Origin of the sequence: Mycobacterium sp. 3519A, from assembly GCF_900240945.1 — a bacterium.
Lineage (GTDB): Bacteria > Actinomycetota > Actinomycetes > Mycobacteriales > Mycobacteriaceae > Mycobacterium.
In genome coordinates this window covers 1,008,187-1,020,263 of sequence record NZ_OESG01000014.1, presented here as the reverse complement: position 1 = coordinate 1,020,263, position 12,077 = coordinate 1,008,187, and the positions used below count along the sequence as shown (strand labels likewise).

Here is a 12,077-nt window from a genome sequence, read left to right as displayed (position 1 = left end):
TTCGTCGTAGGACTGGTCTGTGGATTCGGCGTCATCGCCGCGACCCGATTGTGAGCCATCCTCACGATCGTCGAGCTGTTGTTGCGCCGTGGCATCGTCGGAACCTGTGCGCCCGAATGGATTTGGTGTCGCGGCGTTCCCGACCAGCGTCGACCGATGCGGGGCTGAAGGATGGGTGGCCCCATCGAGGCGCGCGTTCTGGCCCTGGCGACCCGCAACCGCAACAACGCCATTGGCTGAGGAATTCGCATCGCTCGACCGTGCTAAACCATCGTGATCCGCAGGCGGTGCTGATGTGGGGCGGGGGTGGTGCTGGCTGGGGCCAGTGGGATCAGGGTCGCAGGTGGTTGGTCCAGGCCGGCTTCTAGTCGTGAGGGTCCACTGGAGAAGAACGTGCGAAACGGTGTCAACGACGCCAGCGACCTCAGCGAGGTGTACGTCACCGCGGCGCCCCATCCCCAGAACACCACGGCAAGCCCAATGTATTTGGCCACCAACGAAATGGTGTTGGCCGCCCGCTCCCCGACATAGGGCGTCAACAACGGCGGTGTGATGGTCGGATTCACATACGACACCGGCGCCACTCCCAGCCCCAGACTGGTGTGTGACACCCAGCCCGGAGTGGTGAAAAACGCGCGTTCGACACCTAACGGCACGTAGGGACGCACCGCTTGCAACGCGGGCCGCAGCGGCCGCGGCACCCAGCGGGGTGCGGGCGCCTGCACCTCACGGCGCGAGGGAATGTGGTTGGAGACATACAGACCCGCCCGGTTCAATCCGCTGGAGAACTTCTCCCACCGCGACCCGCGCAGGAAATCAATCTGCTCACCCAAATCTGAACGGGCCAAGAAGAATTGCAGCCCAGCCCGGCCATCGGTGACGTCGCGACGGTGACTGTAGACCAATCCCCGCAGTCCCCCGGCGATCAACGCCCCGCTGGCGTCGGTGATCTTGTCGACCAACACGCGTTGCTGATGACGCCCCAACCCCTCCAACACCAGCGCCGGCAACAACCGCACGCCAACATCGGACTCAATTCCATAGCTGTACACCACATCCCAGGCAGCGGCCTTAGAAGCCGACCACGCCTCATCGGTGTTGATACCGCGCAATTCCTCGGGAAGCAGCCCCACCGGTGGCCGGGTCAGGTACGCGTCGGCAAACGAGGCCTCCCGCGACCCGCCAGCAGCAACGTTGCCCACCGACTGAAACGCCGACAACCCAATGCCGGCGACCAGTTGCACGCGCCAATCGGCCCACTCCGGGTGCACTCTGGCGATGGCGTCAGCGACCGCGGACCCCAGATGAGCATCCACCCACGCCGAAGACGCCGCAAACGGCAACCCACTGGCCAACCCATGCCACAGACGGGTGTAGAAGTCATACCAACTCGCATCGGCCAACACATCCACCAACTGCTCGCGGGTCCCGATCCCGCGATCGCTCAGCACCTGCACCGCATCATCGACCGCTGAGCGCAACGCGTCGACATTGTCTGAAGTCCGCAACGAACTCAACACGAACTCGACATCACCACGCACCCCAGCGCTACCATCCCCGGCGCGCTGCAGCATCCTGGCCAACCCCGACCGAACATCCCAACCGCCGCCCAACAGCGCTACGACATCCCCACCCGCGAAACCCGAAAACCCAGGATTGACCTCAGCGAAACCGGGCCGACCCTCGGACCTGTCCAACCAGGACACACCCCTAGCACCGTCGTGCGCGGCAAACGCGTCACCGGACGGTTGTTGATCAACCACACCGTCGGCCTCAACACCGACGTCCCCGACCCGCTCACCATCATCGGTGCCGGCGTCCACACCCTCGCTGACCGACCCCACTTCTTCAGACACCGGCAGATACGGCTCAGGCGGATAACCAGCCGCATCAACACCCAACACCGGATCATCACGCCGTTCAACAGATCCGCCATGCGACACCGCATTAGCCACACCGCCAAGACGCGACGTGCCAGCAACACCCACACCCGGCACCACCGCGTCATCACCCGAAGACTCCAACAACCCACCACCACCACGCAGGGGCACACGGGGGTCGTGTGCCAGCACCTGGTTGCGCAACATGTCCTGCAGCTGCGGGGTGTTTTTCGCCTCTCGGAGCCGTCCCGCCGCAGCCAACTCGCTCAGGGCCGTCTGCACCCGACCCGCCGCATCATCTAAGCCAGATGTCGCCAGCGACTTCTGGACCGAGGCAACAACGGCGTCCCGATATGCGCGTTGGGTAATGACTGCTTCACCCGCGGTCGTACTGGCAGGCAATTCAGACGGGCCGACATGCGCTTGGGTAGACGAGGTATCGCCCAGGCCCACAACGTGTTCCATTGGCTTGGGGGAGGTCGTCGCCCCTAGGTTTGGCGACGCCTCGCCGGAGACAACCTGCGCCCGCGGCACTGCCACACCTTGATCGGCGTCGCTGACTCGCGAAGATGGCTGCACCGCTGCACCGCTATCAGAAGTCCACCGGTCTGCGGCCGACCCCGAAGACACCGACCCGGCACGATCTGAAGCTGCAGCCGGCGCGCCACCTGCCGAGTCCACCGCGGTCGAAGGCGTCCCATCACCGGAGAACGCCGGGTTCCTCACGCCGCCAACGGCATTGGGCACCGCACCGCGCGGCGACGGCCCGCCAGAAACGTCAGCGCCGACCCCACCCAATAGCCGTTCACCGGCCCCACTGGCCGGACCCGTGAATTCGAGTTGCTGACCACCGTCGACGTGTCCAACCACATCGAACCCACCGCCGGTGCTGCCAGTACCCGACTCGCCTCTGACGGTCAGCCCGCCATCGATCACCGATCCCTCGGCGCGACTGCCATCACCGGCAACACGGGTACTCGGTTGCGAACTCGCACCACTCACGACCTGTCCAGTGCCGTCGACACTGCGAGCGGCACCGCTATTGCTGCCAGCCGCTACGCCACCATCGGCTGTGTGATTACCGGCATCACGATTACTGCCCGAATCAGCACCCACACGTCGATTCGTGCCGGCGCCGGTGAGAGAACCCGAGCGGGTGCCCGATCCGGTACCGCTAAGCGCGTGGCCGGTACCAGCAGCACCGCTGCCGCGACGGATGCCGGAGCCGGTTGCGCTGCCGTTACCGTTGCCCGTCCTGGTAACAGGCTCGGAGTTGCCCGCGCCGCCCCCACCGGTCTCGTTGCCTGCGACACCGCGTGGAACGTGCCCTCCAACGCCGAGGAGGACGACCCGCCCAAAATCGACAACGCCGACAATCCACCGCCGCCAGCCAACGACCCCGTCACATTGCCGACCACACCGGTGGAGAATTGCGTCACACCACCTTTGACGACTTTCCCCACCAACGACTCATGGTGACCCACAACTTCCGAAACCGGTCTATGCGCCGCGGCACCGCCGGCACCACCTGCCGCACCCGAAAATGCGTTCTTGCCGACGGCCCCCCAATCCACCCCGTGCCGATGCCCCTTGCCCGCCTGATATTTCTCAATCGCGAACTCTTGCACCAGCTCTGTGACCGTCTCTTCAACCACCTCCTCACTGACCTCACGCGCCAGTTTGCGAACTCCGGTCTTCGTCGTCGCTTCCACCAATGACGCCCACAACCGCGCCAAGGCCTCCTCCAGCGCCTTCCGCAAACTCGCCGCCGTCAACTGCTCCAGCGGTGGGATCCAGGTCAGCGAAAACCCATCCGTTATCGATGCCTCGGCGATGTAAAGGAAAATAAAGAAGGCCGTAACTGCCAGGGTCGAGATCACAACGAGCTTGTTGTACTCAATCTGCTCTCCGCCCGTCTTGTACGACAAGCCCCCCAATTCGTCGACCGCGTCGGCCAGTTTTTCGACTGAATAATCGCCGTCGAACAACATCCGAAACTGCTTGTCCGCCGCATCCGCGGTATCCCCCACCAACACTGACAACGTCTCGCGCCGGACCTTACTCAACTCCGGCACTAAGTCGCGCAGCTCGTCGGCCGCGGTTTTGAACACCTCCGACATCGAAAACAACTGCGTCTCATCGCCCTGCGGCCAGGAACTACCCGCAAGATACGACAGCCACTGCAGCTCGGGTGGCATCTCAATGCCCATCGCCACACCCCTCCACTAGCGCCGCGAAATGGGCGAAGTGAATGCGTCGCATGCCGTCACCGACACCAGCGATATTGGCTGTCGCAGCATGGGAATACCGATGTGACAGTGAACTCACGAATCAGATACCGCCATCCGAGGGATCACCGATCAGCATGATCGAACAACATATGCGCGCAGCGCAGGTTGAACGCGGTTTCCTATCCATAGTTCGTCGCGAACATTCACGATGCACCGTCAGCGACCACCGGTGAAGTGAATGAGGCGATGTCGTTTGCGTTTCGGCACACCACACTGCAGGACGTGTCCGACTCAGCCGCGCACGACGGGATAGGAATTCTTGTGCTGCCCATCGTCTTCGTCGGCTGAAGGGCCGACACCGCCTCGCGTCGGAAGGTCAAGACCCATTTGCGACATCATCTCTTCGATATCGGACAAGCCGATCATTCTGGCAGCCGCCGACATCGCCGTTCGCCGCTCAACCATCGGTGCCAGTAGCGCCGCCGCTGCTTCGTTGAGCTGTTCGGCAGCCTGCCGTGCGGCAGCAGTGACATGCGCACCGAGGTCGGTGAGTTCGTGGTCGGACAAATAGTCTTCGTCGATGACAGTCTCGATGATCGTGTGGTTGGCATCGAGGGTTACCGACACCATTCCGTCTGCCGCCGCGCCTTTGGCCGTCAGTGCGGCCCGTCGTTCAGTCACCTTCTTGAGGTCTTGCATCTGCTCCTGCACCAGAGCGGTCACCTCTGTCGCAATATGCCGCGTCGACTCGATATCCATCGATCCTCCTAACCTGTGTGCGTTTTGGCCGATAACGTGGATGCGAGCCGTCTTCGCCACGCGGGGCGCTGCATCGAGGTCAGCTGCTAGGGGGCGTCTGTCGCGACAAACGAAGCCAGGGATGCTTGAGTCGACGCGCTAATCGCCGCGTGCACCTGAGCGAGAGTGACCGTGCTGGTCAGATTGTTCGTCTGGGCCGGTGCGTAGGCAGCCAAGTAGCCCGCCCCGATAGGGCCTAATGCCGAGGCGACCGCTGCCAGCATCGCACCGCTGTCCGCGGAGCCCGCAGTCGAAAGTCCGCTCGCAGCAACATTGTTGGCGGACGAGAACGCTTCCACTCCGGCAGGTATGACTGAGAAAACCACAGCTCTGACCTTTCTCGTTGAGAGATGATTCGCTGACACCGTTGCGCACGGCGGTTCAATCGGCGCGCGAACCCAGGCTTGGCCGGCGCAATCGCGATTACCTGAAACCCAAAGTACCGGCGAACACCGATTCGGCGTCGTTTCGGTCGATGATCTTTCTTGTGGTGACCATGTAGTTTTTTAATGGGACTCACTGGGGTGTTATCGAATCTTTCGCGCATGATCCGATCGCAGAGACGGCGCAGTCTCCAGAGAGGCGTCCGGAAAATGCCCATCAAAGTGACTACTTGCTCAAATACGTTGAGCTGCCATTCAGCCAGTTGAATTCGGCAATGCTGGCGCGTGACGGCACATCCGACCCAGACGATGAGGTAGCCGCTCGGCCCGACGACCGCGGGCCGAGCGGCTGACGATCAGAAAGCCGCGGCGTTGGCCCGGTCAAGGGACTGCATGGCATCCTGCTGATCTTGAGCGAACTTTTGGGTGTTCGAGGCATCGTTGAGCGCGTCGTCGAGCATCGCACTGACCTTCATGTGGGCCTGGTTGAGCGCCATGGCGCCTTCACCTTCGTAGACCGTCGACAGCGCGTTGAAGATGTTGTCGATATCGGCCCGAACCTCTTGAATCGCCTGGATGTTGCCCGAAATGTCGCCGAGCGATGCATTGTTCGCGGCGAAGTTGTAGAGGATTTCACTCATGGCTTCGATGTACCTTTCTAGCCGTTGTCTTGGTTGGCGACCGAACGGATATGCTGGGCGCCCTTTTCAACAATGTCATTGAGGGTGTTGATGATCTGGTTGAAGTCCTCCTGTTGTTGCGCCGAGGTCTTGCTGTAGTTGGTGGCACTGCCGCCGTGCCACGCCGAAGCCAGCATGTTCTGCTGTGTGTCCTCGATCTGCTTGAGCTTGGCCACGGCTTGGTCGCGGGCGTCGTTGATCTGTGAGATCTTCGCATCGGCCTCAGCCGGGGTAAGTGAGACGGTCATGTCGCATCGATTCCTCTCTAGTTAGTGATTTCGTTAGACCGCGGTTGTCGGCCTGGTCTCGCTCCGCGATGTCGAACGGGCGTAGCCCAATCAATATCGGATAACGAAACGAGCTGATTGATGGCTTGGCGCACAACGTGATCGGAGCCAGCCTTCAATGTAATCCACGGCTCGCCACTTGGTGAGACGCTCGGAGCCGACACTATTCGGCCGCGTTTGGTGTAGAAGACGGCCACCGCACCGCTTGAGCGTGAGACCCTGCCCTCGCCGGGGACGAATGTGTAGTACACAATTTCGGCGAACGCCTGGCGCGATCCGAGCGCTGCGCCCAGCGCCATCGCGGTGCGCGTCTCCACACCGAGGGTGCGAATACGATCAGCCAGCTCTCGCGAATCGTGGCTGTCACGCAGGCATTCGGTGAAATCGTCGAGTGGCGCCGTCACCGCGAGCACCTCCGCCGGACGGCTGCTCGGCAGTACTGCCAGCAGCTCCGTGACGACGCCGGGCAAACCGCTGTGCGGATCAATGTCATCTATTGTGATCACCTCGCCCACCCGTCCGGCCAACAGTGACGAGTTCTCACGGCGCACGGCGCTGAACCGCCCAATGCCGTCCGGCGTCACCAATCTCATAGCCAGCTCGCGTTCGGGGCGGCCGAGGGCCGATATCGCCGCGTCGATTCCGGGATAACGTTGTCCGGCGGTGGTTAGGTTCGCCTCGTCCAGTTTCTCCTGCGGCCGAGGACGAACGCCGTCAGCGTGCCGCCCGGTGGACGGATACAGCGCACCCAGTCCGAGAACGGTAGGGAGTGCGGCTAGCCTCGCAGATACCGCGACCGCACGCAGTTGATCGACGGTCAGCCTCACAGGTCCGTTCACTGCGGCCGTCACAGTGTCAGCTTTTTGTCCACACCGATGACCGGTGTGGACACCCATCGGTCGGACACTTGCTCCAGGGCCCCAGCAGGCTGATCCTGGTAGCCGGCTATTTCGGTTTCATCAGGGACCATAGGCGCGTCGAAGGACGCAGCATCGGAACGCCAGCTGACTTCGGAGATCGTGAATGGCTCACCAGTGGCGTGGGTCGCCGGCATCCAGGACACGTCGGATGACGAGAGCGCCGCGCCCGGTTCACCTCCGCCGTCGAGCGTTTCGCCCAGAATGGACGACTGGTGTTCGCGGTTCGCACCGCCCCCACGGGCAAGGGCCGCCATGGGACCGTAGCCACCACCACCCAAGGCGGGGCCGCTTGGCTCAGCGGCCGCTGCCTTCACCGATGCCGACTTGACGTTGCTCCCCGAGATCAGTTCGCTGGGCTGAAACGGCGTGAGGGGCAGAGGCATCCGTGGTAGCGAAGCCATGTCATGCCGTCCTGCTCTTCGGCCTGTCTGCATTTGCTTAGCCTGCTCAGCAGCGAGGGCGGCACCAGAACAGACGTCGGGCGGCCCGGGTTGGTCCCACGGCTCGGCGAGCGCGTTGCACGCGTCCTCGTATCGATACATCGCCTCGGCGGCACTGGCATCGCCAAGCGAGACGAGCTCGTCGAACTCAGCGAACTGCCCGTTGAGCACAGCCCCGTTGTAGGCAGCAAGGGATGCCATCATGTCTCGGGTTGCTCTGGCTTGCACTGCTTCTGACACACTGGGCATGGCCAGAACAGCAGCGGTGTAAGCGGCCGCCGCCTGCTCGGCACGGTTCCCGTTTCCAGCAGCACTGAGACTCACCGCCGCTAGCCAGCGCCCGAGATCGTCCAATCTGCGTGCGGCGGCATCACCGCTCTGGGAGACCAGTGCGCCCTTCAGCTTGTCCACTGTGCGGTTGTAATCGTTGGCGACGTCGGCCAGTTCGTCTGCGATCCGTACCCAGGCGGCGCCCGCCTGGCCGACAGGCGTCGGCCCCGGCCCGTCGGTCAGGTTTCCGGCCAAGGCCGCCGCGCTCCGCGATTCCCAGGCTATGTTCGTAAAGCCCATGTTCCCAACCTCCTCACCGTAGACAGCGCAAACCGACGGGTCTGATGCTCAGAGGACGAAATCGCTTTCGGCATCGACGACGTGATCTGTGTGCGAGCGCAGCGTCGCGGCGACCTCACGCAGCTCAGTGAGACCCTGATCGGTCGACTTACCGAAAGCGACCGAGACCGCGCCGAGCGTCTGGGCGACCCGCCCCGATACCTCGTCGTGTCCGGCAGCGGCCGGGCTGAGGTTGGGTCGCTCGGTGTCTATCAACGCCTGGACTCGCGTCGCCAGATCGTCCAATCGTCGTGTGATATCGACGACTTCGGCTGGCTGCATCTGAAAGTCGTTCTCGCTCATCATTTTTCCTTTCGCGTGTTGTCAGAGACGTAATCCGATGTCGGGACGAACCCGTGGGTCAACTTCGCCGATTACTGCGGTGCCGGCCTCGCCGGGGTCACCGACGATCTCGTCGCCCTGGTCTGCGGTGTGCAAGAAAGCCGCGGCATTATGGTTCTTGCCGTTGTTTCCCGCGCCCCGTTGGCCCATCGGCATGCCGCCCATCATGGGCGGCGCACCCATCCCCGCCGATTCGATCGGCGAGCCCAAGGCATTTGGTGAGGCTGAATGGGTCTGCGGTGCGGCCAACGACGTCACCGAACGCGCCGGTCCAGTCAGGCCGCCGACCTTCACTGGCCCTGGTACCGCGCCACTTCCTGCTCCCGGCCCGCCGGTCCTACCCGGCGGCGGGAGTGGCGTGGTGTCTGGCGGGCCATCGGTTTGGCCGTGTTGTTGCGCGGTACCTTGTTGAACTGCGCCAGTCACGGCCCCAACGCCCTCCATCACCGGCGAAGCCATACTCGTCGCCAACTGCATCATCGGGCCGATGGCTTGACCCAGCGATGCGCCACCGAGCCCACCGAGAGATCCGCCGAGCGCAGAGCGCTCGCCCGTGGCGCCGACGTGACTCAGGCCTTGCTCCATGGACGTCAGCGGTACCGGCTTGCCGACGCCATCGACTTCCGTGGTTTGGGCCCCGAGGGTGTTTTGCGTCTCTGTCATCACTTCGCCGGTTTCAGTGACCGCCTCGTTGGCCGCCTCGATCGCGGCGGCCATTCCCCACGGGAAAATGATGTTGGGTCCGATCGCCTCGATCTTGGCCGCGAATTCGGAGATGACAGTCATCAATCGTGCTCGAGCCTGTTGGACCGCGGCCGCTGCGACCGTTGCGCTCTGCTTGAGACCGTCGGCTTGTTGGCTGATGGCCGAGCCGTCTTTCAACGCCGCCGCGGTCTTCTGCCCGGCTGCCGACGCGGACGACCCCTGCCACGCTTGAGCCAGTTGGGACAACGCCGGTGCCACGGACTCGCCTGCCGATTCGACGGCTTGCGAGATCCCGCTGAAGATCTGGGTCGGATCGAAATTGCCGAACTGACCGGAACCGAGTGTGCCAAGGGCGTCGGTGACCGGCTGGATGAGTTGGGTTGGGTCGAAAGGACTGCCGCCCCCTCCCAGCGGAGGTGCGGCGGGGGGCGGCGCGGGACTAGCGGCACCATCGGCGTTGGGTGCGTGGTCGGGCGGCAGCCCTGGCGTTATCGGCGGCAGACCAAGCCGCTTGAGGATGTCACCGATCGGCTGGTTCAGATAGTCCGCCAGATTGGTTTCGTGAGCGTCGATGATCGTGCCCGGATCGATGTGCGGCACAGACTGTATGGAATGCGCAACAACGGGCGGGTGAAGTCCGTCCGGTGACACGAGATCTGCCATCAGGGTCTAATACCGGATACAGCAGAGCATTGCCGCTGTAGCTGCACGCCGATGCCCGAAACTCGGCGGCTGTTGTCGAAGTTGGGCAATCCTGTCTCCCTAACACGTGGTCGGTGCGCTCGATGCTAGGTGGGCAAAGGGTCGCCGGCGATTCCCGATCCATGAATAATCCCGACCGCCCGCATCGACATTTGTTATGCACCACCAAGAATTCTTCCGGGCCTGCCCCATAGTTCATCGTTGCCCCGCTAGGCTCCGCTCCAACCCGTCGGTGTCGACCCGTCAAGCGCACCGGTCAATGGCTCGGTCATTAGCTGCTGTGCCATGGTGGAATGCGACAACTCGTTGAGCGACAACATTCTTCGGTCTGACGATGCGGTGCAGCAACTGCGTGGGTTCGGTGAGCTGAGAGGAGCCCGAGAACATCCATGGCCAGAGCTACAAGACGATCGAAAACGTCAACGGACTTCGCGTCTACCGTCGGAATACCGCTGCACCGGATTTTTCCACTGCCGCATGTGGTGATCGCTCAATGTTTGACCGCCGCTGGCTTCATGGGGGTATCGATTCTGCACCAGCCCGGGTGGTACGGCGCGGTCACGGGCCTGGTCGCGTCGGCGATCGCGCTCTGCCCCACGAAGAAGCGATCGATGCTGCAACGAATCATCACGCGACTCAACTTCTGGCACGGCCAACTGTTCCGGAACTCTGCCGAAGCACCCGACCGTCACTTCGACGCGAACCTACCCGACGGATCAGCGATCGGATTCCTACGGGATGGAGAGTCCCTGCTCTCTGTGGTGCGCCTGCAGGGTGATCCGCGGATATTGACGATCATGGAGCCAAATTCGACGATCTCAGCGCAGTGGATCTCAGTCGGCCTGCTTGCTGAATGCCTCGATCAATTCGACACCCCGTTGGACTCCATCACTTTGTTGAATCACGGCGTACGTTCACGCGGTCGGGGGCGAACTGCAGCCACGTATGACGCGGTACTGGGGCCGTTGCCCGCGATCGCTCATCGCGAAGTGTGCCTGGCGATCAGGTTCGACCCACGCCGATGCCCCGCCGCCGTCTCAAGACGCGGCGGCGACTGGGACGGCGTGGTGCGCACCGCATCGACGGCGACGCGCCGTGTGGTCAACCGCCTCGCCGATGAGGGTTTGCGCCCTGAGATCCTGTCCGCAAGCGATGCGGTTCAGGCGACGACAGACCTCATCGACGGCCACAACGTGGACCACATCGACGAGACCTGGTCGACGTGCCTTTCCAGCCCGGCCCGTTGGCGCAGCTTCGCATTCGATCCGACGATGTATGACAGCTCTCGGCTTGACCGGTTGTGGACTGTGCCCAGCCTGTCGACGACTGTATGCCTTACTGTGCGCCGCGACCGAGGCACGCCGCTTATCCGGGTACGCGGTTTGGCCCGATTCGGCGAGACCGGCCGGCGCCGCATCGAGCTGGGTGGTCTCAGATCGCTTCCCGGCGAACAGCTTCCCGCATTGCGCTGCACCCTGCCTGCGCCGGCACCTCGCCGGCGCCTGGGCTACTGGGTTCGCGGCAAAACTGCGGACGCCGGATGCGGCCTCTTGCTACCGGTATCGGGCTGTGGGCAAATCATCGGGGCAGACATGCAGGGACGCGCTGTCGCCCTGTCACTGTTCGGACCTGGGATCGCGCGGGTAGAGCTCTGCGGAACCCTTCATCTTGCCCAGCAGGTGGTGCTGCGCTCGGTTGCGTTGGGCGCTCGGATCCGGATCCATAGTGCCAGAGCGCTTGCCTGGCAAGACCTGATCGCCGAGGTCGGCGATCCTGAAGTCCTGTGCGACGACGAACAACACGAGTTATCACCCTCCAGTAGGGACGGGTATAGCGTCGAGGTTTTCGACGGTATACCCGTCGAGGAAAAGTCAGGGCCCAGTGCTGCGACGGCCATGATAATAAAACCGTCTCATGCGCTACCCGCCGATCATGCCGACGTAATGCTGCAGCTGCTTGACCATGGCCGTGACATCGTGCGAGTGCAAACGTCAGCGGGGTCAACAGACGTCACCATGGTGGCGACCTCCGATGAAATGCGCTACATCGGTGCGGCATTCGAGATGACCGGCTGACTGGGCCCGGCCGCCTGATTGGAGG

General features: G+C 63.0%; 11 protein-coding genes. 1 reads left to right on the top strand and 10 read right to left on the bottom strand.

Features of this window, described 5'->3' with window-relative positions:
* Nucleotides 1-263: 263 nt before the first annotated feature.
* The 10 genes from C1A30_RS25895 to C1A30_RS25845 all read right to left on the bottom strand — a co-directional run bounded on the left by C1A30_RS25895 (nucleotide 264) and on the right by C1A30_RS25845 (nucleotide 9,875).
* Entirely contained in the window at nucleotides 264-2,162 is a 1,899-nt protein-coding gene (locus C1A30_RS25895; RefSeq protein WP_142392666.1) for a hypothetical protein, read from the bottom strand.
* Between the two features lie 440 nt (nucleotides 2,163-2,602).
* Nucleotides 2,603-2,752, bottom strand: coding sequence for a hypothetical protein (locus C1A30_RS35680; protein WP_160112796.1), 150 nt, complete (start codon nucleotides 2,750-2,752; stop codon nucleotides 2,603-2,605).
* A gap of 183 nt (nucleotides 2,753-2,935) precedes the next feature.
* Entirely contained in the window at nucleotides 2,936-4,090 is a 1,155-nt protein-coding gene (locus C1A30_RS25885) for a hypothetical protein (RefSeq protein ID WP_142392665.1), read from the bottom strand.
* A 312-nt stretch (nucleotides 4,091-4,402) separates the two neighbouring features.
* On the bottom strand, nucleotides 4,403-4,870 hold the full coding sequence (locus tag C1A30_RS25880) for a YbaB/EbfC family nucleoid-associated protein (protein ID WP_101951167.1): 468 nt from the start codon (nucleotides 4,868-4,870) through the stop codon (nucleotides 4,403-4,405).
* Nucleotides 4,871-5,648: 778 nt separating this feature from the next.
* Complete coding sequence (locus C1A30_RS25870) at nucleotides 5,649-5,933, bottom strand: hypothetical protein (protein WP_101951165.1); 285 nt, start codon at nucleotides 5,931-5,933, stop codon at nucleotides 5,649-5,651.
* A gap of 17 nt (nucleotides 5,934-5,950) precedes the next feature.
* Nucleotides 5,951-6,220 carry a WXG100 family type VII secretion target gene (locus C1A30_RS25865; protein WP_101951164.1) on the bottom strand — a complete coding sequence of 90 codons (270 nt, stop codon included), beginning with the start codon at nucleotides 6,218-6,220 and terminating at the stop codon, nucleotides 5,951-5,953.
* A 17-nt stretch (nucleotides 6,221-6,237) separates the two neighbouring features.
* Nucleotides 6,238-7,110, bottom strand: coding sequence for an ESX secretion-associated protein EspG (locus C1A30_RS25860; RefSeq protein ID WP_101951163.1), 873 nt, complete (start codon nucleotides 7,108-7,110; stop codon nucleotides 6,238-6,240).
* Nucleotides 7,107-8,189 (bottom strand): PPE domain-containing protein, encoded by a 1,083-nt coding sequence (locus C1A30_RS25855; protein WP_101951162.1) that lies wholly within the window; start codon nucleotides 8,187-8,189, stop codon nucleotides 7,107-7,109. The genes C1A30_RS25860 and C1A30_RS25855 overlap by 4 nt, the downstream gene beginning before the upstream one ends.
* Nucleotides 8,190-8,237: 48 nt before the next feature.
* Nucleotides 8,238-8,531, bottom strand: a complete 294-nt coding sequence (locus C1A30_RS25850) for a PE family protein (protein ID WP_235010201.1) — start codon at nucleotides 8,529-8,531, stop codon at nucleotides 8,238-8,240.
* Nucleotides 8,532-8,552: 21 nt separating this feature from the next.
* Nucleotides 8,553-9,875 (bottom strand): hypothetical protein, encoded by a 1,323-nt coding sequence (locus tag C1A30_RS25845; RefSeq protein WP_101951160.1) that lies wholly within the window; start codon nucleotides 9,873-9,875, stop codon nucleotides 8,553-8,555.
* Between the two features lie 581 nt (nucleotides 9,876-10,456).
* Here C1A30_RS25845 and eccE point away from each other — a divergent pair.
* On the top strand, nucleotides 10,457-12,052 hold the full coding sequence (gene eccE, locus C1A30_RS25840) for a type VII secretion protein EccE (RefSeq protein ID WP_160112795.1): 1,596 nt from the start codon (nucleotides 10,457-10,459) through the stop codon (nucleotides 12,050-12,052).
* Nucleotides 12,053-12,077 lie beyond the last annotated feature (25 nt).

Bases quoted from the DNA above. Each gene is read 5' to 3' on its own strand.
- C1A30_RS35680 (WP_160112796.1), bottom strand. From the start codon at position 2,752: ATGTGGTTGGACACGTCGACGGTGGTCAGCAACTCGAATTCACGGGTC.
- C1A30_RS25885 (WP_142392665.1), bottom strand. From the start codon at position 4,090: ATGGGCATTGAGATGCCACCCGAGCTGCAGTGGCTGTCGTATCTTGCG.
- C1A30_RS25880 (WP_101951167.1), bottom strand. From the start codon at position 4,870: ATGGATATCGAGTCGACGCGGCATATTGCGACAGAGGTGACCGCTCTG.
- C1A30_RS25870 (WP_101951165.1), bottom strand. From the start codon at position 5,933: ATGAGTGAAATCCTCTACAACTTCGCCGCGAACAATGCATCGCTCGGC.
- C1A30_RS25865 (WP_101951164.1), bottom strand. From the start codon at position 6,220: ATGACCGTCTCACTTACCCCGGCTGAGGCCGATGCGAAGATCTCACAG.
- C1A30_RS25855 (WP_101951162.1), bottom strand. From the start codon at position 8,189: ATGGGCTTTACGAACATAGCCTGGGAATCGCGGAGCGCGGCGGCCTTG.
- C1A30_RS25850 (WP_235010201.1), bottom strand. From the start codon at position 8,531: ATGAGCGAGAACGACTTTCAGATGCAGCCAGCCGAAGTCGTCGATATC.